Genomic DNA, 18,167 nt, shown 5'->3' on the forward strand with positions numbered 1-18,167 from the left:
AAGCAAAAGAGATCTTTTTCATGCCAGAAATCGCCGACTTAGCCCCCGATTTTACGTTACCCGTCACCGGTGGTGGCAGCGTAACGCTCAGTGCACTTCGGGGCGCACCTGTTGTCTTGTTTTTTTATCCACGCGACGACACACCGGGGTGCACCACAGAAAGCATCGGTTTCTCTGCGAAACTGGCCGATTTTGAAGCTGCCGGCGCAAAGGTGTTTGGCATCTCACGCGATACCATGGCGAAACATGACAAATTCACAGCCAAGCATGAATTGACCGTGCCGTTGCTATCTGACGAAGACGGCACCGCAACCGAGGCCTACGGCGTATGGGTCGAGAAAAATATGTACGGCAAGAAATCGATGGGGATAGAGCGGGCGACCTATCTGATTGGCGCGGACGGCAAGGTTGCGCAGGTTTGGCGCAGGGTAAAAGTGGCAGGTCATGTCGATGCTGTTCTTGAAACGGTTCGCGGGCTGTGATGGCCTTGGCCCAAATGGCCGAATCCGTGCTGAACTGTGCGGACGGGCGCGAAAAAACGGCATTGTCACGACGCCTGGCAGCAGAATGGCAGGCCGCCCGCTCCGCTGGTGAAAGCCCTGAAATCGGCCATGGTGATCCGCCCCTGCATCCGGCACGTCCGGCCAAACCCGAGTTGCTCAGCCCGCGCGAGGTGCCCAGCCGCAAACCGGGAACGCCCGAAGGCCGGATCGCGATGTTGCACGCAGTGGCGCATATCGAACTCAACGCCGTTGACCTGCACTGGGACATAATTGCCCGGTTTAGCGATGTCGAAATGCCCATGGGGTTTTATGACGATTGGGTCAAAGCGGCAGATGAAGAATCCAAGCATTTCAATCTGATGGCTGATTGCCTTGAGGAACTGGGCAGTTTTTATGGCGCCCTGCCCGCCCATGCTGGCATGTGGCGTGCTGCCGAAGATACCGCAACAGATTTCATGGGTCGTCTTGCCGTTGTGCCGATGGTGCTAGAGGCGCGCGGCCTTGATGTGACACCGGGCATGATCAAACTGTTCAAACAGGCGAAGGCCGAGAGCGCCGTCGCAGCACTTGAGACCATCTATGCCGAAGAAGTCGCGCATGTCGCATATGGCAGCAAATGGTTTCATTTTCTTTGCGGCCGATACAATGAGGATCCCAAAGAGCGGTTTCACGCGCTGGTACGGACCTATTTTCATGGATTGTTGAAACCACCTTTCAACGAAGAGAAACGCGCAGAGGCAGGCATTCCACCCGATTTCTATTGGCCATTGACCGCCTGAGCTGGCCCGGATGTAGCGTGAACCACACTACCCAAGTCACTGGAATAGGCGGATTTATGCCAATTTGCACCTTTCCGGCTATTTGACGCTGGGACATTGTTCAACAGGCTTGCCCCGAGGGGGTGCACTGGCTAGGAAGCTTTAAGCAAAAAACATGCCGGCAAGACGGCACGACAAGAATGCCAAAAACGGCAGGACAACCGGGACGCTGAGAGGGATCATACGTGCGCACAAGGCTCGCCATCAAAACCCATGCCATTTTGGAAAAATATTTTCCTGAACGTCGCGTCTTTCTCAAGTCCGACAATGATACACGATTCATACGTCTGCGCCCCAGCACGCAGTTGATTGCATTCACGGGCTGCGCCTGTCTGGTCGCCTGGTCGATTGTGGCGACGGCCGTCATCTTGATGGACAGCATCGGGTCGGGCAATTTTCGCGAACAGGCCAAGCGCGACCAACGCACCTATCAGGCCCGGCTGAACGATCTTTCTTCGCAGCGTGACAGCCGCGCAAGCGAAGCACTGGCCGCCCAGGAACGTTTTAACGCCGCTTTGAAACAGATTTCGACCATGCAATCCGAATTGCTTCAATCAGAAACCCGCCGCCGCGAGCTGGAAACCGGGATCGACGTGATCCAGAGCACCCTGCGCGACACCATGCACGATCGAGAGGATGCACGCGCGCAGCTTGCGGAGCTGGAGGGCAGTCTTGACGAAGGCGGGACCGGGGCAGTGCGCATGGCGACTAATGCGGCACCTCTGGGTTTTTTGGCCGAAGCGCTTGAACAGACCGCCAAAGAGCGGGATCAGGTTGTCGCCGACGCACAGGAAGCCCTGCTAGAAGCAGATCGCATGTCGCAACAAATTGCATTGATGAAAGATCAAAACGATACGATTTTCCGCCAACTCGAAGAGGCAATGACCGTTTCGGTGGCACCGCTTGATAAAATGTTCCGCAGCGCGGGCATGCCGACAGACCGGATCTTGGCAACGGTGCGCCGTGGTTATTCCGGCCAGGGTGGCCCGCTTGCACCACTGTCTTTCAGCACCCGTGGCGAGGCACCTTCAGGCGACACCTTGCGCGCCAACCGTCTGTTGAACCAGATGGACCGCCTGAATCTCTACCGGATCGCCGCCCAAAAGGCCCCTTTTGCCAACCCGGTGAAAGATGCATTCCGATTCACCAGCAAGTTCGGCTTCCGTCGTGACCCCAAGACCGGTGGTCGACGCATGCATTCTGGCGTTGATTTCGCTGCGGGAAGCGGCACACCACTTTATGCGACGGCGGACGGTGTTGTGACTCATGCAGGTTGGCAATCAGGATATGGTAGACTTGTCAAAATCCAGCATGAATTCGGCATTGAAACCCGCTATGCACACCAGTCCCGTATCCGCGTAAAAGTTGGACAAAGGGTCTCGCGTGGGCAACATATCGGTGATATGGGAGCTTCTGGACGAGTAACCGGCGTTCACCTACATTACGAAGTGCGTGTAGGTGGCAAGGCTGTAAACCCGATGATCTATATCAAGGCAGCAAACGATGTTTTCTAAAAGCAAAATCAACGACCCCGCCCCGAACAAGGACGCAGACACATCTAAACCCGCAGGCACCACGCCACCAGCAACGCCACAGGCGTCTCCACAGGCCAAGCCAAGCGAATTCAAGGCCAGCGCACCAAAAGCAAAGCCCCCTGCTTCGTTGCTGTCGGCTGACCTTCACGTCACCGGCAACATGAAGACTACCGGCGATATTCAGGTCGAAGGTACAGTTGAGGGCGACATTCGTGCGCATTTGCTAACCATCGGTGAAAGCGCAACCATCAAAGGCGAAGTGATTGCTGATGATGTTGTGATAAACGGCCGCATTGTCGGACGTGTACGCGGCCTGAAAGTGCGCCTTACGTCAACAGCACGTGTTGAGGGTGATATCATCCACAAGACCATTGCGATTGAATCCGGTGCGCATTTCGAAGGATCCGTGCAGCGCCAGGACGATCCTCTGAACCCCGGTGCGAAATCTTCGCCAGTGCCAAAGGGTAACCCGGCTGCTGGCTGAACCGCCCCCCAATGATATGCAGTTTAGGCATCGCCGCGTACCGGCGGTGCCTTTTCTTTGTATATCGCCTGATGAAGTTGTGTAAGCCAACCTCACTTCATACGCCAATAGCAAAACCACACCGGATACGGTTTTTTAGACCCACCTGCCCGCTCGGACTTGATCGGGGTCTGGTCCAATTTCAAGGAAGATACCGGCTTTCCTGTCTTGATCCCCTGATTGCCGGGCCGCACCAGGTCTAAAACAAGCCATTCCCGCCTCCCGGTTTGCCAGGCTCTTTAACACCTGCGGGCGCATGATCCGGCCCCCCCTGGCGCAATCTGAAATAAAAAGGGCACGCTTTGCAGCGCGCCCTTCAATCCCTATAGGCTTTCGATCAGCACAGGGGAAATCAATCGATGACCGTAACGGTTTTCATCATATCAGGTGTGCCGACCACTGCGCCATTGGCACCAGTGCCAAGTTTGATCGCATCAACCACATCCTGTCCTTCGGTGACGCGACCGACGACAGTGTACTGGCCGTTCAGGAAATGCCCCGCATCGAACATGATGAAAAACTGGCTGTTTGCAGAATCCGGATTTTGCGAACGGGCCATGCCGACCACGCCCTTGTCGAAGGGTTCATCAGAAAATTCTGCTGGCACATTGGGAAGATCAGAGCCACCCATGCCAGCGCGACGGATGTCGCCCCCCTCGGCCTTCCCGAATTTCACGTCCCCGGTCTGGGCCATGAAGCCTTCGATCACCCGGTGAAACACGACGCCGTCATAGGCGCCTTGCTTGGCCAATGTTGTGATCCGCTCGACATGCTGGGGTGCCAGATCTTCAAGCAGGTCGATTGTGATGGTGCCGTTGGCTTCGCCTGCCACTTCGATCTTGAGGCCCGTCGCTGCTGCCGACGTGCCCAGGAGGGCTGCCAGAATACTGCCGGTAGCAAATGCCTTAAACATCCGCTGCAACCTTCATGCTGATCATACGATCCGGTTTTGCCGGGGGTTCGCCACGTGCGATCGCATCCACATGTTCCATGCCCGAAGTCACCTGTCCGTAGACGGTATATTGGCCGTTCAGGAAATCATTGTCGGAAAAATTGATGAAAAACTGGCTATTCGCGCTGTCAGGGTTGGCCGAACGTGCCGCACCGATGGAACCACGCGCATGTGGCACCTTGGAAAACTCTGCCGGTACATTGCCCAGATCAGAACCGCCTGTTCCGGCCATGCGCAGGTTAAAGCCATCTTCCATATTGCCGTGTTCTACGTCACCGGTCTGAGCCATGAAGCCCTCGATCACGCGATGAAAGCAGACATTGTCATATTTGCCTGCACGCACCAGCTCTTTCATGCGTTCAACATGTTTAGGGGCAAGGTCCGGCAGCAACTCGATTGTGACAGTGCCACCAGTAAGTTCCATCAGGATGGTGTTTTCGGGGTCTTTGGTCTCGGCCATGCGGCGCTCCTTTAACTGATTTTCTCTTAACTAAGCGTGATCACCCCAATTGCCAAGCGAGTGGATTGACCATTTGCGCAAGAAAGGCAAAACACCTGTGAAACTTATGGGACAAGGATACAGAACATGGGCTGGAAATCGCTGGATGACATGAATGTGACGGGCAAGCGGGTGCTTGTGCGCGTCGATATCAATGTACCGGTGGATGGTTCGGGCCGCGTCACCGACGCCACGCGGATCGAACGGATCGTGCCCACTGTACATGACATTCTTGCCAAAGGCGGCAAACCCATTTTGCTGGCGCATTTCGGCCGCCCCAAGGGACAGGTCAAACTTGACCTCAGCCTTGCACAGGTTCTGCCTGCGTTACGAACCGAACTGGCACGGTCTGTCGTCCTGCTTGAAACCCTCGAAGGAGCAGAGCATCTCACACAAGAGGCCAAACAGGCGGAGGTTCTGCTGCTTGAGAATATCCGTTTCCACCCCGGCGAAGAATCCAATGATCCCGAATTTGCCAAGCGGCTGGCCGCCCTTGGCGACATCTATTGCAACGATGCCTTTTCCGCGGCGCATCGTGCCCATGCCTCAACAACGGGCATTGCCCACTTGTTGCCCGCCTGTGCAGGGCGTTTGATGCAAGCTGAATTGAGCGCGTTGGAATCCGCCCTGGGAAAGCCAGAGCGTCCAGTTGGCGCAGTCGTGGGCGGTGCCAAGGTATCGACCAAGATTGCATTGCTGGAAAATCTGGTGAACCGGCTCGACACGTTGATCATCGGCGGCGGTATGGCGAACACCTTTTTGGGTGCAACAGGGGCAAATCTGGGCGCATCCCTGCAAGAGCCTGACTTATATGACATTGCCCGTGATATTATTGCCCAGGCAAAACGTGCCGGCTGTCGCGTGATCCTGCCCGAAGACGGTCTGGTTGCACGTAATTTCGCTGCTGACGCCCCTTACGAGGTCAAACAGTTGAACCATGCTACCGAACTGGATGCGGACCAGATGGTGCTCGACGCAGGACCAGCCAGCATCGACGTGGCGCGCGCCGCCTTTGAAGGGATGAAAACCGTCATTTGGAATGGTCCAATGGGGGCTTTCGAAATCTCTCCGTTTGACACGGCCACTGTCGCTGCTGCAAGAATCGTGGCCGAGCGCACGAAAGATGGGGCTTTGGTATCAGTTGCAGGGGGCGGCGACACGGTCGCGGCATTGAACAAGGCGGGGGTCGCTGACGATTTTTCCTATATCTCGACTGCCGGTGGTGCCTTCTTGGAATGGATGGAAGGCAAAACCCTTCCGGGAGTCGCAGCACTGGAAGGGCGCGCCGTTTGATCGTCAAAAAACACACAATACATTTGAAAACATGCATTTGCGGTGCTTGAGGGATTCACATAGCAGTAAACTTGTGTCATAGTCCCAACATACGTCCATCAAGAGACGTTCGAGGCAGACCGTTATGAACCGCACCCCACGCCCCGCATTTGGCACATTGATTTTCTTTGCAATTGCCTTTGCTCTGAGCCTTTATTTCACCTTTGCCGCTGTTCAGGGCGACTATGGGTTGTTCCGGCGTGCCGAGATTGTCGCCGAAAGTCAGGATTTGCGCCAACAGTTGACAACTGTGCGCATTGAAGTGGCACGGATGGAAAACCTGACCAAACGCATGTCTGACGATTACCTCGACCTTGATCTACTGGATGAACAGGCCCGACGTGTTCTGGGCATGGTGCGCAGCGACGAGATTGTTATCCGCTAAGCAAATTCCGGCGTTCAGACCGGTGCAGAGAAAGCCCGTCCTGAATCCCCCTACCCTTTGCCCTGCGAATCCGATAAAGAATAGTTTAACACTAAACTATATAAGCGCAGCCCATGCGCTGGCGGAGGACGATCCCATGGCGGCAAAGAAATCCACGAAAAAACCGAATGTCTCCGCGGAGGAGCTAAAGGCCTATTACAAGGACATGCTGCTGATCCGGCGTTTCGAAGAAAAGGCAGGCCAGCTTTATGGCATGGGATTGATCGGGGGATTTTGCCACCTCTACATCGGCCAGGAAGCTGTCGTCGTAGGCCTTGAAGCCACTGCCGAGGAAGGCGACAAGCGCATCACATCCTACCGGGATCATGGTCATATGCTGGCCTGCGGCATGGATCCGAACGGTGTGATGGCAGAACTTACCGGCCGCGAGGGAGGCTATTCCAAGGGCAAGGGCGGCTCGATGCACATGTTCTCGAAGGAAAAACATTTCTACGGCGGTCACGGGATTGTCGCGGCACAGGTGCCACTGGGTGCGGGGCTCGCCTTTTCGGACAAGTACAAGGACAACGGCCGCGTGACCTTTACCTATTTCGGCGATGGCGCAGCGAACCAGGGCCAGGTCTATGAAACCTTCAATATGGCCGCTCTTTGGAAACTGCCCTGTATTTTCGTCATCGAAAACAACCAGTACGCCATGGGGACATCGCAACAGCGTTCGACGTCTTCTGCTGAAATCTGGGAACGCGGCAAGGCCTTTGGCATTCCTGGAGAAGCCGTGGATGGCATGGATGTTCTGGCCGTCAAAGCCGCCGGTGAAACCGCGGTGGCACACTGCCGTTCAGGCGAAGGCCCCTATATTCTGGAAATCAAGACCTATCGGTATCGTGGCCATTCGATGTCTGACCCCGCCAAATACCGCAGCCGTGAAGAAGTCCAGAAAATGCGCGATGAACGAGACCCGATCGAGGCCGTGCGCAGCTTGTTGCTTGAGGGCAAACATGCAACCGAGGACGATCTGAAAGCCATCGACAAAGAGATCAAGAAAATAGTGAATGCTTCTGCTGATTTTGCAAAGGAAAGCCCGGAACCACATCTGGATGAGCTTTGGACAGACATTTACGCAACCGAAGTTCCGCAGGAGGCTTGAACAATGGCCATTGAAATTCTGATGCCCGCCCTGAGCCCGACAATGGAAGAAGGCACCCTGGCCAAATGGCTGGTCAAGGAAGGCGATACTGTTGCTTCCGGTGACATTCTTGCCGAGATCGAAACCGATAAGGCCACGATGGAATTCGAGGCGGTCGACGAAGGCACCATCGGCAAGATCCTGATCGAGGAAGGCACCGAAGGCGTCAAGGTGAATACCCCTATCGCCGTGATGCTGGAAGACGGCGAAAACGCCGATGACATCGGCTCGGCTTCTTCTTCTGCGACGCCAGCCGAAGAACCTGCCAAAGCTGAGAAAAAGGAAAAGCCGAAAGAACCCGCCGCCGAAGGACATAAACAACCGGAACCCGATGTCACCCCCGATTGGCCCGACGGCACCAAGTTGAAACAACAAACGGTCCGCGAAGCCCTGCGCGACGGCATGTCCGAAGAAATGCGCCGCGATGACAGTATCTTTCTGATGGGGGAAGAGGTCGCTGAATATCAGGGCGCATACAAGATCTCGCAGGGGATGCTGGACGAATTCGGCAACAAACGGGTTATCGACACGCCGATCACCGAACATGGCTTTGCCGGCATCGGTGTTGGTGCCGCATTCGGCGGTTTGCGCCCGATTGTGGAATTCATGACCTTCAACTTTGCCATGCAAGCCATTGACCAGATCATCAACTCCGCGGCGAAAACGCTCTATATGTCCGGGGGACAGATGGGTGCGCCGATGGTGTTCCGCGGCCCCAATGGCGCCGCCGCCCGTGTCGGGGCGCAGCACAGCCAGGACTATGCAGCATGGTACATGCAGGTGCCGGGTTTGAAAGTCGCAATGCCCTACTCTGCTTCCGACTACAAAGGTCTGATCAAAACAGCGATCCGCGATCCCAATCCGGTGATTTTCCTCGAAAACGAGATCCTTTACGGTCGTTCCTTTGATGTGCCTGATCTGGAGGATTATACAGTCCCCTTTGGCAAGGCCCGCATTTGGCGCGAAGGCGATGATGTGACCATTGTCAGTTTTGGGATCGGGATGAGCTATGCTTTGGAAGCCGCAGAGAAATTGGCCGACGAAGGCATCAACGCCGAAGTCATCGACCTGCGCACCCTACGTCCGATGGACACGGGCGCAATCCTGAAATCAGTCAAGAAAACCAACCGTCTGGTCACTGTCGAAGAAGGCTGGCCGCAGGGATCGGTAGGCAGCTACATTTCATCCATAGTGATGCAGGAAGCATTTGATTATCTAGACGCGCCGGTAATCAATTGCACTGGCAAGGACGTGCCGATGCCCTATGCGGCGAACCTGGAAAAACACGCGTTGGTGACGACCAAAGAAGTCATCGAAGCCGCGAAAAAAGTGACGTACAAGTAAATGACGCTGCGCAGCCTGATCCTCGGCTTCGTTACTGGGTGTGCCGTTACAGCCGCCGGATTCTACGTGACGCGCACGCTAAGCGTTCTGGATGAGGGAATCTCCACCACGTATTTGTCTTTCGAGCTTGAGACACTACAAAAAGCAAGCGATGTCACAAGGAAGATGGCGGAGCCACACTGGCGCGGGCTGTCACGGCAAAACGCCACCGCACGACCGACCGAACCTTCGCTTTTCGACTTCGCGAAAGGGGATGAGGGCCTTGTCGCCGATCCCGTGTTTCTGAAGCGGGAAAGTGGCTACATCGCTGAGATCCAGACCCATTGCCACCGTTTGCCCGGCGCCGACTGTGAACAAAAAGGAACCAACTGAGATGCCAACAGAAATCCTCATGCCCGCGCTGTCGCCCACGATGGAAGAAGGTACACTTGCGAAATGGCTGGTCAAGGAGGGTGACAGCGTGTCCTCCGGCGATGTCATGTGTGAGATTGAAACCGACAAGGCGACGATGGAATTCGAAGCTGTCGACGAAGGTGTGATCGGCAAGATATTGATCCCGGACGGCACGGAAGGGGTGGCTGTGAACACCGCCATCGCCCTATTGCTGGAAGAGGGCGAAACGCAAGACGACATAAGGTCCGCACCTGGGAAACCGACAGAACCTCAGCAAGTTGAAGAAAAAACTGACGCTGCACCGGCCCAAGACGCCCCGCAGACGCCGCCCTCGCTGCAAACCGAAGACGGCGACCGGATTTTCGCCTCTCCACTTGCGCGGCGCATTGCGGCCGACAAAGGCATCGATCTGGCCGAAATATCCGGATCAGGGCCGCGTGGACGGATCATAAAGGCAGATGTCGAAGGACTGTCCAAATCACAAACCCCGTCGGACAAGGCGGCCAGCGCCTCTGCCCAGCCTGCCAAACCCGCGGCACCATCCGGTCCTGCGACCGACACCATCCTGAAAATCTACGAAGGGCGTGAATACCAAGAAATCGCTTTGGACGGCATGCGCAAGACCATTGCCGCCCGCCTGACCGAAGCCAAGCAAACCGTGCCGCATTTCTACCTGCGCCGTGATATTCGGCTTGATGCGCTGATGGCCTTTCGCGCAGATCTGAACAAGCAACTTGAAACTCGTGGCGTGAAGCTGTCGGTCAATGATTTCATCATCAAGGCCTGTGCATTGGCACTTCAACAGGTGCCCGAGGCAAACGCCGTCTGGGCCGGTGATCGTGTGCTGCAACTCACACCTTCCGATGTAGCCGTGGCCGTCGCCATCGAGGGGGGCTTGTTCACACCTGTCCTGCAAGATGCTGAAACAAAAAGTCTTTCTAGACTTTCGGCGGAAATGAAGGATCTTGCGGCCCGCGCCAAAGACCGCAAGCTGGCACCTCATGAATATCAGGGGGGCAGCTTTGCCATCTCCAACCTGGGAATGTTCGGAATCGACAATTTTGATGCGGTGATCAACCCACCTCATGGCGCAATTCTGGCCGTTGGGGCTGGTACGAAAAAACCCGTGGTAGAAGCCGACGGTCAGATTGCAGTGGCGACTGTCATGTCAGTGACTTTGTCGGTTGATCACCGTGTTATTGACGGCGCTTTGGGCGCAGTCTTGCTTAACGCGATCAAGGACAATCTTGAATCACCGATGACCATGCTGGCCTGACCCGGCACTTTCGACGCGCAATCTGGCCCGTATGGCCCAAAGCGCCCTGCCGCTGATCAAGCCCGTTAACAACGCTGCGTTGACACCCTGTAAAACCCGCGCCTGGCGGGTTTTCATTTTCATGCCTGGGCTCAGTCCTGTGGCCCGAACATGTGGTTCATGGAAATCGAAGGCTGCTCACAGCCTGCCTCACCCACAATCCGTGCCGGAATACCAGCCACTGTTTTACAGGGCGGCACGTCTTCAAGAACCACAGATCCGGCGGCGACCCGGCTACAGTGGCCAACTTTGATATTGCCCAGTACTTTGGCACCCGCCCCGATAAGCACACCATCGCCGATCTTGGGATGGCGGTCCTCTTCCTCTTTGCCCGTTCCACCCAGCGTCACCGAATGCAGCATGGAAACGTTATCCCCGACTACAGCGGTTTCTCCGATGACAACCGAATGGGCGTGGTCAATCATCACCCCTTTGCCGATGCGCGCACCGGGATGAATATCAACTCCGAAAATTTCACTGACACGCATCTGAACAAAATACGCCAGATCATTCCGGCCCTTCGTCCAGAGATGGTGGCCGACTCGGTAAGCCTGCACCGCCTGATATCCCTTGAAATACAGGATCGGCTGGGCCAGCCGGTGGCAGGCGGGATCACGCTCATAGATCGCCATCAGATCAGCGCGGGCCGCTTCAACGAGGTCCGGTTCCTCAGTAAAGGCGTCTTCGACCATTTCACGCACCACGACCATCGACATCTCATTTGATGCAAGTTTTGCGGCAATTCGATATGAGAGGGCTTTTTGCAGCGATTTGTGGTGCAAGATGCAGGCATGCACAAAGCCGCCGATCAACGGTTCGTCCTGAACGGCCTGTTGAGCCTCAATAGTGATCTGATCCCAAACAGGATCAAGCGAAGCAATTTTTCGGCGTGGTTCAATCATAGGTCACATCCTCTATTGTCGCCTGCTTACAATATTCGGACCGGGGTTTCCAAACGCAAACCTGTGATAACTGGCATTTATCCTTTTGTAATGTCACCAGGCCTTACATTCGGGCGCCTGTCGGTGTTCATGAATTGCCTGCAACACATGACACCAACAGGCGCAATAATCGGGATCATCGAAACCGGGTTCATCGCTCAAACGCCTGCGCCGTGCGGCTGCCAACAATGTCCCGTTGCCCCAGGCTGGATGCAGCCGGCCCAACCGTCGCACAAAGCGATCTGCGCTTTCCGCTTCGCGCAACATGCGGCTGCAAACCTGCTCGCGAAAGGCTGGCGGCGTAGCCAGTAAAACGCGAGCAGCAGCGGATACATCACTGTAATGCAGCGCACGCATCAGGCGACGTGCACCCGCTGAAACAAACCCGTTCCATATGCGCTTGATACCTGTGCCACTGCCACGTCAAATGGTGCCATCACACCATCGGTCAGCTGCATTGCTGTGGTATATTGCCATGACGGCACCTCAACGAGCGTTTCGCGCAAGACCGAAGCCCCCTGCACCACCCGAACAACATAACGTTCGGTTTCCTCTCCCAAAGGCACTTCCGGAACGTCCCAACCATCGCCATCAACACGCGTGCGTCTGATCCATGTCACTGCAATATCCCCCCCGTATTGCGGTACCGCACGTAAATGGCACGGACTGTAGGGCCGCAGCCCGTTACCATCAAATGCCTGGACCGAATGGCGGTAGGATGGATCATCATTGCTGCGCTTTGCAGGTCCAATACGAAAGTTCTGTACAACCCGGCGCAAGTTTGGGCTCAGTTCAATTTGTTCGGGTGTGCCGTCCAACAGGACAAACTTTGATCCACTCGGCCAAACGCCGGGCATCAAACCATCCGATCCCGCTTGTCCACGTAACCGGGTTTTCAACCAGTACCTGCGCGGCCCGATCAGTTCAGCTTCTGCAAACTGGAAAATTTCCCATTGATCTGAACTGCCATCGCCGATTGCCGCCAGATTGGCCCCTGCCAATAATGCCTCCTGGCTCACGGACGACAGCTGACCGCTGATCAATTCCACCTCCAGAACAGCACCACGGTCGAGGACCCCGGCGGAAGCAAAGGGTAAATCGCTATGGGTGACCCCCATGATCGAACGGTCGGTAATAATTTTGTCCAGTTGATAATTCGCATCGATACTGGAGCGATACAGCGCAACCCGCCCCGGCCAGGGCTGCGCTGTTGCGGCGATATGCGGCGCATGGGGCGTCTCATCCCCCCGCAGCAAGGGAATATCCAGGAAATGGGAAACGACAGGCGTCGGCGCAACAAAGGCGCGCGCCGTTACCACTTCATCAAAAATGTCCGCCAGATCATAAACCTGGGGCTCAATCCGAACAGCGTCAAGGATCTGCACATCTGACTGTTCAACCCGGTCAATTCTGTAAAGCGCTGCTCGTTCCGCCTGCTCTGCAGGCAATTCGATGACGTCGCCCGCACCTATTTGCAGCTTGGACGGCGGCAGCGCAAGCCGCAGCGTATCGCGCGCCACGCGCGCTTCCGTCAACCAGCGTTCAGCAACCTGCCGCCCTTCACCTCGGGTCAACATGATATTTACTTCTGATCCTGCAACAGAATGGGTCGCTTCATCCGCTAGCACGGCTTCTTCCGCGATAACTTCAAAATCTGCATCCGCCTGAACAAACCGCAGCCGCATCCTGCCAGAGACTTCAGCATCGGAGTCCCGCACCTGTACGTAAGTTCCGTCAAGCTCGGCACTGACAGCGAGTTGCTCAAGATCAAGTTTGAAAGGTTTCAATCCGTCCCGCATGCGAAACTGCAATACGCCATCCCGCTCGATCGCATCAAAGCCATACCGGATCATCAATGGTTGCAAAGCCGATCGAGCATCTGTCACCTGTTCCACAGCATATCCCCGCACATAGCCGTACAGACCATCAGTACTGAAGTCCTCCAGCCCAGCGCGCCGACAGATTTCGCCCACGACGGAAGCCAATGACCGTCCTGCCGTCCGCCCGTTGATCCAGTGACCCCGCATATAATTTTCCCCATCGCTCCATTTGCCGATGTTGTTGGGAAAAAACGGATAGGGCCGAGTATCAAAAGCCCAGACAAATGCCCGGCTCATGTCCAACATCCTGCCCTGATATTCAGTGGACATAGGGTTATGGGCTGGGTCATCCCAGTAAGTGGCCATTGCCCGCAGATATTGCATCTGCATCAGTTCATCGCGCGCACCGTTCGAATAATGCGGTAGCTTGCTTTCAGAACTCTTGCGATCAAGAAATTTGTTGGGCTGGTTGGCTCCCTTGTCTATCGCCGCACATCCATACTCCGTGAACCAAAGCGGTTTCGACATTGGCTCCCAGGATGTTGGCGTGGCCTGGCGTATTCCGTTGATACGTTCATGGTGGAAGTTTCCCCACCATCCCTGCAAATCCTTGAATCTGTAGATCCAAGGCTCAAAATGCGCTTCATCCGTTATGTCGGTGCGAATCTGCGCATCCCGGGCTTCGGGCGAGTGATAATACCAATCATACCCTTCACCACCCTCGATATTGCTCTTGAGATAGTCAAGATCATAGATCGCATCCCAGTTCCGCCCATCCAGATGATCCGGCGTGTCGCGCCAGTCCGCCAGAGGCATGTAGTTGTCAATGCCGATAAAATCGATATTTTCATCCGCCCAAAGCGGGTCCAGATGAAAATAACGGTCACCTGTCCCGTCTTGCGGCTGATACCCGAAATACTCTGACCAATCCGCAGCATAGCTGATCTTGGTATGCGGACCGAGAATCTTGCGCACCTCGGCTGCCAGGGCTCTCAGGCGTTGCACCGCAATGAACACACCTTCGCTCCCGCGAATCTGGGTGAGTCCGCGCATTTCGGATCCGATGCAAAACGCCTCGACTCCTCCAGCAACAGAACACAGCATCGCATTGTGCAGGATGAACCTTGTAAAGGACCAATCTTCCGGCTTGTCTTCGAAGGTTTCCTCCTCCTCTTCCCCTTCACTCGGTGCTGCTCCTTCAGATCCTTCACCACTGGTCGGTCCCGTGCCGGTTTCTTCCCCCGCCCCGGTTGTTTCACCCTCTCCCGTGATCTCTGTTTCGCTCTCTTCCTCTGAGTCAGAGATGAAAACCACTTCGCCCTCGACAACCGTAAAACTTTCTGCGGTCGCCGTGCCGAAGAACGCTTCGACCTCGGACTGCGCTGCCGCAGTTCCATCCGGGCTGCCAGGCTGTCCCGGTGCCTTTGACAGGGTAATGCGCCCGCGCCAGGGCAGGACGGGTTGGTGTTCCGCGTCGCTGTAAGGATCCGGTAATCCGTTTTCATTATATTGATCCATCAGAATAAACGGATAGAACATGACCGCGATACCCGCCTCTTTCAGGGCTTTTATGGCCTGAACGACAGACGCATCCGTGGGCGTGCCGCCGTATATCGGGCGCCCTTCTTCGTCCTTGACGATGACTTGTGCAAATTCGCGCGGTAAACCGGACGAAACCCATGGTGAATCACTCGACTCGAACTCGGCGCTTTCTACCTTGGGACGGATCGTACATTGACCACACCGCAGATCATCTCCGAACCAAGACACCACCAATGAAGCGGCCTTGAGGTTTGGCAACTCTTCCGTCAGCACTTCCGTTGACACCGTGAAATCCGGCTTGGCGGCCGGGGTGGAAACATTCGCGCTCTTGAACGATCCTGCACTTGCCTCAAAATTGACAGGTGTCGTGGCCAGGGCATATTCCCCGGTGCCCGGAATCAATGCCGCGCCCTCGATACCGAATGCAGGCGTGTACTCCCAATCCGGTGCATTGGTTTGTTCCGGGCGCAACACTTCAAACGAAAACTGCGGCACGCGGTTACCAAAGTGCGCAAGGCTCAGATCTTCCATGACCACATAGGCCGTGCCGCGATAGGCCGGCACCTTGCCTTGACCTTCTATGGCCTCCATCAAGGGATCGGGCAATTGCGTCGACGTTCCAGTATAGACCCGCATGTTCAAATCATCACGTGCCACTTCTTCACCATCCGCCCACACGCGGCCAACCCGCGTGATTTCTCCTTCACACACCGCCACAGCCAGACTGACCGAATAACTGTATTCCGTTGTTGCCGGTTGCGATCGACTCCCCTTGCCGCCACCTGATGTGGTTGTCGTTTCCTGAAAATCAGAGGCCCAGATCACATGCCCGCCCACACGCATCCGGCCATAGATCTGTGCGATCGGGTCTCCCTCACCAGCACTGGTGATGCGAAACCTGTCGACCTTTCCGGTTTCAATCGCCTGTCCACCTTGGCCCAGCAATCGCTGGTCCACGACCCGCCCCAAGGTGGCACCCACCGCACGCCCGATCGCCACAGACGACAACCCAGCAAAGGTGCCGCCTAAAGAGCCGCCAATGGCCGCGCCTGCGACCGAAAAAAGGACCGTTGCCATCAGTTGCTCTCCTTGGGAAACTCAAATCTTGCCACAACGCGCCGCCGCCAGGGCATACTCAAAGGGCTTTCGACGACCCCATGTCCTGAATAGGCGTGGATAAAACTCGCTTGTGCACCAACCAGCCCCTGAATCCCCAGATGCTTGGCCACCGCTTGGTCACGCATGCGAAAAAGGATCACATCACCGGCAGCCTCGACATCACGTTGTTTTTTCGTCAGATGGCGCGCCGCCGCTGCCCACAGACGTTCCTCCCCCTGTGGTTCCGACCAATCGCGTGAATAGGCAGGGACGGCCTCAGGCTCTGCACCACAAACCTCCCGCCAAACACCGCGCAGTAATCCCAGACAATCACAGCCCGCTCCCAAGGTCGAACATTGGTGCAGATAGGGCGTACCGATCCACCTGCGCGCCGCTGTCACGATCCGCTGCCCATTCATCGCAATGATCCACCTGTGTTGGTGCCGGTGGATCTGGGTACCGAAATCACCCAATCCTCTCCGGGTAGATCAGGGAAACCCTGAAAATTCAGAACGTTTTTGAACTTCAAACGACAGGTTTCAAATTGCTTGTTGCATCCCGCAATCAGCTTGACCTGGGTTCCGGGGCCCACGTCACCCTTTATCGGCTCCCAAAGTTCGATGATCCGCTTCTTACCCTTGACGCGATCATGTTTGATCAGCCCGAACAGCCCCTGTGCAGGCCCATCCAACACATTCATGCGACCACGAATAAAGAATTGTTCGTCAAACCCAGGCAAACTGTCCCAGATGAATTTTCGCCCGTCCTTTTCGGTATCCACAGGCAACATCAACGTATACCCTGGCAAATCCAGATCAAACCCGCACTGTTTGTCCCCCAGTACCGCGGTACAGGGCTTTTGGTATACCCGCCCCAACGTACGGTTCAGTACCTCTGTCAAACCTCGCAATTCAGCGCGAAACGCTCCATCAACACGACGCATCTCGCCAATTGTGCCTCGAAACTGCACCCACCGCTGCGAAACATCTGCCCAATTGACCAACCAGGCAACAACTTCGGCACTGTCAAATCGCCCCTGCTCAATTTCGTCCTCGCGGATCGACGCATCGCTCAACGCGCCGATCGCCTCGGTGTTGTCCACGGCAAGTCCGGTGGTCTGGGCAAGTGCCCTGGCACTCAGACCCGCATCTGGGCGAAACCTGCAATCCTCAAACTGCAGCGGTAAATCGTGGTCAGTGAAAGCAAATACCACCCCATCCTTGCGGGTGATTTTCCAGGCATGACAAACCGTGGTCAGCCCACCTTCCAAATGCGCCTGCAGTGCAGGATCAAAGCTGCCCATCATATCCGCACCTCGATCACAGGAACCGATGGCACCTGCCCTGCCTGAAAGCTCTCTACACTGGTCAGAATGCGGTCCGTGTCAAAGCGCACCGGAACATCGAACTCATAACCGGCATAGATCTCCATGTCTGGATCGGGCGGATGCGCAAAGGTGATGATGCCAGTATTGGCATCTACCTCGTAATCAAGGCCCTCTTGCAGTTCATCCTGCTCAACTCCGACCTTTACTGTGCCGGCAACAGGCTTCTTGATCGGACGACGGTAAATTTGCCTGCCCGAACGATAGGTCTTCATGATCTGAAAGGCATTTGTGACACCGTCACCGTAACCAATACTCTGATCATCAAACACCGGGTCCAATGTCGCGCGACCAGATTTGTAATCCGCCCAGTCTTTCCAGCGAAACCCGTACATCTGCCCCATACGCGCCTCGAAAAAGCCGATCAATATCTGCAAGTCGTCGATCGAACGCATGCCAAGCCCCGCATCATAGCTTCTGCGCGAATGCGCCCAGGGCGTGTTGCGTTCCTCGAACCCATTTGCCAGCGTTACAATGTCCGTGCGCCGCTGCGGTCCGCCGAGTGAACCGAAACTCAAAGTCGGCGGAAATCGCACCTCATGAAAAGCCATCCTTCTGCTCCTGACATTTATTCTGTTTGCTGCATTTGCGCGGGCT

Annotated in this window: 18 protein-coding genes; 10 read left to right on the forward strand and 8 right to left on the reverse strand. The window is 55.8% G+C overall.

Features of this window, described 5'->3' with window-relative positions:
• The first annotated feature begins 20 nt into the window (after window positions 1–20).
• The 4 genes from OS190_RS10795 (at window position 21) to OS190_RS10810 (ending at window position 3,340) form a co-directional block, all read left to right on the forward strand.
• Window positions 21–482 carry a peroxiredoxin gene (locus tag OS190_RS10795; RefSeq protein WP_267158692.1) on the forward strand — a complete coding sequence of 154 codons (462 nt, stop codon included), beginning with the start codon at window positions 21–23 and terminating at the stop codon, window positions 480–482.
• On the forward strand, window positions 479–1,282 hold the full coding sequence (locus OS190_RS10800) for a ferritin-like domain-containing protein (protein ID WP_267158693.1): 804 nt from the start codon (window positions 479–481) through the stop codon (window positions 1,280–1,282). The genes OS190_RS10795 and OS190_RS10800 overlap by 4 nt, the downstream gene beginning before the upstream one ends.
• A gap of 224 nt (window positions 1,283–1,506) precedes the next feature.
• Window positions 1,507–2,835 carry a DUF5930 domain-containing protein gene (locus OS190_RS10805; protein WP_267158694.1) on the forward strand — a complete coding sequence of 443 codons (1,329 nt, stop codon included), beginning with the start codon at window positions 1,507–1,509 and terminating at the stop codon, window positions 2,833–2,835.
• Window positions 2,825–3,340, forward strand: coding sequence for a bactofilin family protein (locus OS190_RS10810; RefSeq protein WP_267158695.1), 516 nt, complete (start codon window positions 2,825–2,827; stop codon window positions 3,338–3,340). The genes OS190_RS10805 and OS190_RS10810 overlap by 11 nt, the downstream gene beginning before the upstream one ends.
• A gap of 391 nt (window positions 3,341–3,731) precedes the next feature.
• Here the strand turns inward: OS190_RS10810 and OS190_RS10815 are convergent, their stop codons facing one another.
• Complete coding sequence (locus OS190_RS10815; protein WP_267158696.1) at window positions 3,732–4,292, reverse strand: peptidylprolyl isomerase; 561 nt, start codon at window positions 4,290–4,292, stop codon at window positions 3,732–3,734.
• Window positions 4,285–4,791, reverse strand: coding sequence for a peptidylprolyl isomerase (locus tag OS190_RS10820; RefSeq protein ID WP_267158697.1), 507 nt, complete (start codon window positions 4,789–4,791; stop codon window positions 4,285–4,287). Before OS190_RS10820 ends, OS190_RS10815 begins: the two co-directional genes overlap by 8 nt.
• Before the next feature lie 126 nt (window positions 4,792–4,917).
• On the opposite strand from OS190_RS10820, the gene OS190_RS10825 reads away from it, so the two are divergent.
• The 6 genes from OS190_RS10825 (at window position 4,918) to OS190_RS10850 (ending at window position 10,746) form a co-directional block, all read left to right on the forward strand.
• Window positions 4,918–6,123, forward strand: coding sequence for a phosphoglycerate kinase (locus OS190_RS10825; RefSeq protein ID WP_267158698.1), 1,206 nt, complete (start codon window positions 4,918–4,920; stop codon window positions 6,121–6,123).
• A 124-nt stretch (window positions 6,124–6,247) separates the two neighbouring features.
• A complete protein-coding gene (locus tag OS190_RS10830) occupies window positions 6,248–6,547 on the forward strand; it encodes an FtsB family cell division protein (protein WP_267158699.1) in 300 nt (99 codons plus the stop codon).
• 136 nt (window positions 6,548–6,683) lie between these two features.
• Window positions 6,684–7,694, forward strand: coding sequence for a pyruvate dehydrogenase (acetyl-transferring) E1 component subunit alpha (gene pdhA / locus OS190_RS10835; protein ID WP_267158700.1), 1,011 nt, complete (start codon window positions 6,684–6,686; stop codon window positions 7,692–7,694).
• Between the two features lie 3 nt (window positions 7,695–7,697).
• The gene (locus tag OS190_RS10840) at window positions 7,698–9,077 is read left to right on the forward strand and encodes a pyruvate dehydrogenase complex E1 component subunit beta (protein ID WP_267158701.1); all 1,380 of its coding nucleotides are present in this window, start codon (window positions 7,698–7,700) and stop codon (window positions 9,075–9,077) included.
• Window positions 9,078–9,449, forward strand: a complete 372-nt coding sequence (locus OS190_RS10845; RefSeq protein WP_267158702.1) for a hypothetical protein — start codon at window positions 9,078–9,080, stop codon at window positions 9,447–9,449.
• Between the two features lies 1 nt (window position 9,450).
• On the forward strand, window positions 9,451–10,746 hold the full coding sequence (locus tag OS190_RS10850) for a pyruvate dehydrogenase complex dihydrolipoamide acetyltransferase (protein ID WP_267158703.1): 1,296 nt from the start codon (window positions 9,451–9,453) through the stop codon (window positions 10,744–10,746).
• A 131-nt stretch (window positions 10,747–10,877) separates the two neighbouring features.
• Here OS190_RS10850 and cysE read toward each other — a convergent pair whose 3' ends face one another.
• The 6 genes from cysE to OS190_RS10880 form a co-directional block, all read right to left on the reverse strand.
• Window positions 10,878–11,687, reverse strand: a complete 810-nt coding sequence (cysE, locus tag OS190_RS10855; RefSeq protein ID WP_267158704.1) for a serine O-acetyltransferase — start codon at window positions 11,685–11,687, stop codon at window positions 10,878–10,880.
• Window positions 11,688–11,780: 93 nt separating this feature from the next.
• Complete coding sequence (locus tag OS190_RS10860) at window positions 11,781–12,083, reverse strand: DUF7742 family protein (protein WP_267158705.1); 303 nt, start codon at window positions 12,081–12,083, stop codon at window positions 11,781–11,783.
• Window positions 12,083–16,165, reverse strand: a complete 4,083-nt coding sequence (locus tag OS190_RS10865; RefSeq protein ID WP_267158706.1) for a baseplate multidomain protein megatron — start codon at window positions 16,163–16,165, stop codon at window positions 12,083–12,085. The genes OS190_RS10860 and OS190_RS10865 overlap by 1 nt, the downstream gene beginning before the upstream one ends.
• Window positions 16,165–16,605 carry an NlpC/P60 family protein gene (locus OS190_RS10870; protein WP_267158707.1) on the reverse strand — a complete coding sequence of 147 codons (441 nt, stop codon included), beginning with the start codon at window positions 16,603–16,605 and terminating at the stop codon, window positions 16,165–16,167. The genes OS190_RS10865 and OS190_RS10870 overlap by 1 nt, the downstream gene beginning before the upstream one ends.
• Complete coding sequence (locus tag OS190_RS10875) at window positions 16,602–17,489, reverse strand: phage/gene transfer agent baseplate hub protein (RefSeq protein WP_416237397.1); 888 nt, start codon at window positions 17,487–17,489, stop codon at window positions 16,602–16,604. Before OS190_RS10875 ends, OS190_RS10870 begins: the two co-directional genes overlap by 4 nt.
• The gene (locus tag OS190_RS10880) at window positions 17,489–18,121 is read right to left on the reverse strand and encodes a DUF2460 domain-containing protein (RefSeq protein WP_267158709.1); all 633 of its coding nucleotides are present in this window, start codon (window positions 18,119–18,121) and stop codon (window positions 17,489–17,491) included. Before OS190_RS10880 ends, OS190_RS10875 begins: the two co-directional genes overlap by 1 nt.
• Window positions 18,122–18,167: the final 46 nt, after the last annotated feature.

The sequence above is a fragment of the Sulfitobacter sp. F26204 genome (assembly GCF_026410305.1).
In the GTDB taxonomy this organism is placed as follows: domain Bacteria; phylum Pseudomonadota; class Alphaproteobacteria; order Rhodobacterales; family Rhodobacteraceae; genus Sulfitobacter.

Bases quoted from the DNA above. Each gene is read 5' to 3' on its own strand.
- OS190_RS10795 (WP_267158692.1), top strand. From the start codon at position 21: ATGCCAGAAATCGCCGACTTAGCCCCCGATTTTACGTTACCCGTCACC.
- OS190_RS10810 (WP_267158695.1), top strand. From the start codon at position 2,825: ATGTTTTCTAAAAGCAAAATCAACGACCCCGCCCCGAACAAGGACGCA.
- OS190_RS10815 (WP_267158696.1), bottom strand. From the start codon at position 4,292: ATGTTTAAGGCATTTGCTACCGGCAGTATTCTGGCAGCCCTCCTGGGC.
- OS190_RS10820 (WP_267158697.1), bottom strand. From the start codon at position 4,791: ATGGCCGAGACCAAAGACCCCGAAAACACCATCCTGATGGAACTTACT.
- OS190_RS10825 (WP_267158698.1), top strand. From the start codon at position 4,918: ATGGGCTGGAAATCGCTGGATGACATGAATGTGACGGGCAAGCGGGTG.
- OS190_RS10830 (WP_267158699.1), top strand. From the start codon at position 6,248: ATGAACCGCACCCCACGCCCCGCATTTGGCACATTGATTTTCTTTGCA.
- pdhA (WP_267158700.1), top strand. From the start codon at position 6,684: ATGGCGGCAAAGAAATCCACGAAAAAACCGAATGTCTCCGCGGAGGAG.
- OS190_RS10840 (WP_267158701.1), top strand. From the start codon at position 7,698: ATGGCCATTGAAATTCTGATGCCCGCCCTGAGCCCGACAATGGAAGAA.
- OS190_RS10845 (WP_267158702.1), top strand. From the start codon at position 9,078: ATGACGCTGCGCAGCCTGATCCTCGGCTTCGTTACTGGGTGTGCCGTT.
- OS190_RS10850 (WP_267158703.1), top strand. From the start codon at position 9,451: ATGCCAACAGAAATCCTCATGCCCGCGCTGTCGCCCACGATGGAAGAA.
- cysE (WP_267158704.1), bottom strand. From the start codon at position 11,687: ATGATTGAACCACGCCGAAAAATTGCTTCGCTTGATCCTGTTTGGGAT.
- OS190_RS10860 (WP_267158705.1), bottom strand. From the start codon at position 12,083: ATGCGTGCGCTGCATTACAGTGATGTATCCGCTGCTGCTCGCGTTTTA.
- OS190_RS10865 (WP_267158706.1), bottom strand. From the start codon at position 16,165: ATGGCAACGGTCCTTTTTTCGGTCGCAGGCGCGGCCATTGGCGGCTCT.
- OS190_RS10870 (WP_267158707.1), bottom strand. From the start codon at position 16,605: ATGAATGGGCAGCGGATCGTGACAGCGGCGCGCAGGTGGATCGGTACG.
- OS190_RS10875 (WP_416237397.1), bottom strand. From the start codon at position 17,489: ATGGGCAGCTTTGATCCTGCACTGCAGGCGCATTTGGAAGGTGGGCTG.
- OS190_RS10880 (WP_267158709.1), bottom strand. From the start codon at position 18,121: ATGGCTTTTCATGAGGTGCGATTTCCGCCGACTTTGAGTTTCGGTTCA.